This window comes from Planctomycetaceae bacterium (assembly GCA_039680605.1).
GTDB lineage: Bacteria > Planctomycetota > Phycisphaerae > SM23-33 > SM23-33 > JAJFUU01.
The window spans coordinates 1-2,385 of the sequence record JBDKTA010000018.1 but is presented as its reverse complement, the minus strand read 5'-3'; the positions used below and the strand labels follow the sequence as shown (position 1 = coordinate 2,385).

Here is a 2,385-nt window from a genome sequence, read left to right as displayed (position 1 = left end):
GCTGGAGCCCTGGGCCAGAGACTGGCTGGCGGCCGAGACCTGTCCGGCGGCCGAACTGGTCTGCTCAGCGCCGCTGGAGAGTCCGGCGATAACGCGGTTGATCGGGCCGGTGATGCTGCGGGTGATGCCCAGCGCCAGGGCCACGCCGACTATCATCGCCACGCACAGGCCAATGACTACGACCATCGCCGCTGTGGACAATGAAGATGTCGTTTCATTGGCAATGGTGGTGGCCTGGGTCAGTCCCGCTTTGGCGGTTTCCTGTGCTTCTGAGAGCACGTTTTCGGCCACTTCTCCGCGTCGCGAGGCGACGTCCTGCAGAGCCAGCCAGTTGGCCAACAGGTTGTTCATGGCGGCGCGATACTTGTTGGCATCGTGCTCGACCTTGTCAATGCGGTCGAGGTCTTCCTTCAATCGCGTGATGTCGCGCAGCGACTTGAGCTTTTCGGCGATCTGCGGGAAGTTCTTGTCGGCGTTCTTGATCAAGTCCGGTTGGCGCAGCGCCTGCGACTTGAAGCATGCAATCCGCGCGGCGCTGCCCAGGTCGATGATGTCGTTGACCAGCGTGATCTTGCGAAGACGTTCAAGCTGCTGGGCTGAGCCCGTCGGTGCTGCGTGCGTCGCCGTCGCCGGACCATGCGTCGGCGCGTCCAGAGCGGCCGCCAGCAATTCGTTCTGCCGGGGATGCGGCCCCATCCAGCGTATGGTGCCCTGGGCCAGATCGTAATTCGCCCCGACAACCAGAACCTTGCCTTCTTTAACTCTCTGGCGGATAGCTGCGCTGCGCGTCAGCGTGCGTTCTACCGCCACCCACACGTTCTCATCGATGCACGCGCTGATCAACGCCCCACCTGTGGGCTGGGGCTGATGATGCCTGCACCGCTCCAGGGCCGGAGCAATTTCATCAATCAGCGAAGGAATGCTTCCATGAACGGTCGCAGACGTCGCCGCGGCGGTGACGGCTCCGCAACCGCTGTGACCCAGGATGATCAGCAGCGGCGTTTCAAGATGGTCCACGCCATACTCGATCGATCCCAGCTCGTGCTGGCCGCAGATGTTGCCCGCGACGCGAATCAGAAACAAATCGCCCACACCCTTGTCGAAGATGGCTTCGACCGGTACTCGGGAATCCGAGCACGCGAGAATGGTCGCGCGTGGCTTCTGCCCCTTTGTCGCCGTCTCGTCGCGGCGCTGGCCGTCCAGGTTGCTTCGGGTCGATGTGCCATGAACGAACCGTGCGTTGCCTTCCTTCAGATCGGCCAGGACCTGCTGGCCCTGCGGGCACGCGGCAACGGTTACCCCAGCGGCAGACACTTTCTTCTGTGGGGAGTCATGGCTGCTGCCATGTCCGGCGGCAGGGGTGTTATGTGCGGCCAGGGCGCTGTGCGAGGAATCAGCCTCGGCCTGGCCACCAAGTTCCTGAATCATCAGTCGATTTTGATGAGTGAGGAACTCATTGCAGTTCGTCATGTATTCCGCTGCGGTCGCATCCAGATCGTGGCGATCCTTCGCGATGGCGGTGTTGCGAGTGACGGTTTCCCCCACGAGCTTGTCGTACTCATTGACCTTGCCGCGCACTTTGCCGACGGCTTCTTTGAGCTTGACCAGGCCGGTGGATTTGTCTGCCAGGTTCTCGCAGTCTTTCAGGCTGCTCTGCACATCAGCGAGGTGCTTCCTGCCGCGGGTGAGGTAGGCTTCCTCTTCCGTCAAGCCATAGCCGCGAACTTCATACATTGTCAGCAGCGAATTGCGTTCCACCTCGGTAGCCAAGGTCACTTCCGGAACGTACTCGCTGGAGAGTTTGGTGGACTGGCCTTCGGCGTTCCACATCCGCCAGGATGCCAGGCCACCCAGTAGCGCCGCGATCAGCAACAGTGAGACAAAACCTGCGATGATCTTGTTTCCGAGTTTCATGTTTTTGAACACGTCTGGTCTCCTGCATCTCAAGCAGTGTGTTTGCGGTAGTCCGCCGGGCGGGGGGCGCCCCACGCGGGGCGCCCCCGGTCCGGGCGGACGCGTTCTAGAACTTCGCCGCTTCGGCGTCCGATTCCATCGGAATCGTCACGCCTTCATGCGACTTGGTGTTCTTCCAGCCCGTCGCCGCAGGGGCGCCTGCGTGGGCGGTTGCCGGGGCGGCCTTGTGGGCCGTCGCCGGGGCCTTGTGGCCGTGGGCAAAGTGCGGCGTCGCGGCCGCGGCGGCCACCTTGCTCGATCCGCCCACCATCGCCAGGAGTTCGCCGACCATCTTGGTCAGCTCTTCGGCCTGGGCCGACAGCTCTTCGGACGCCGACGCCGACTCTTCGGCCGTGGCGGCGTTCTGCTGGGTGATGGTGTCCATCTGGCCGACGGCGGTATTGACCTGCTCGATGCCCTGCGCCTGTTCGT

General features: G+C 62.9%; 2 protein-coding genes. Both read right to left on the bottom strand.

What is annotated here, in order from left to right:
* A partial coding sequence (locus ABFD92_05495) for a carbonic anhydrase (GenBank protein ID MEN6503972.1) occupies nucleotides 1-1,926 on the bottom strand: 1,926 nt, incomplete at its 3' end.
* 94 nt (nucleotides 1,927-2,020) lie between these two features.
* Nucleotides 2,021-2,385 (bottom strand): hypothetical protein (locus ABFD92_05490; protein ID MEN6503971.1); only part of this gene is annotated, 365 nt, incomplete at its 5' end.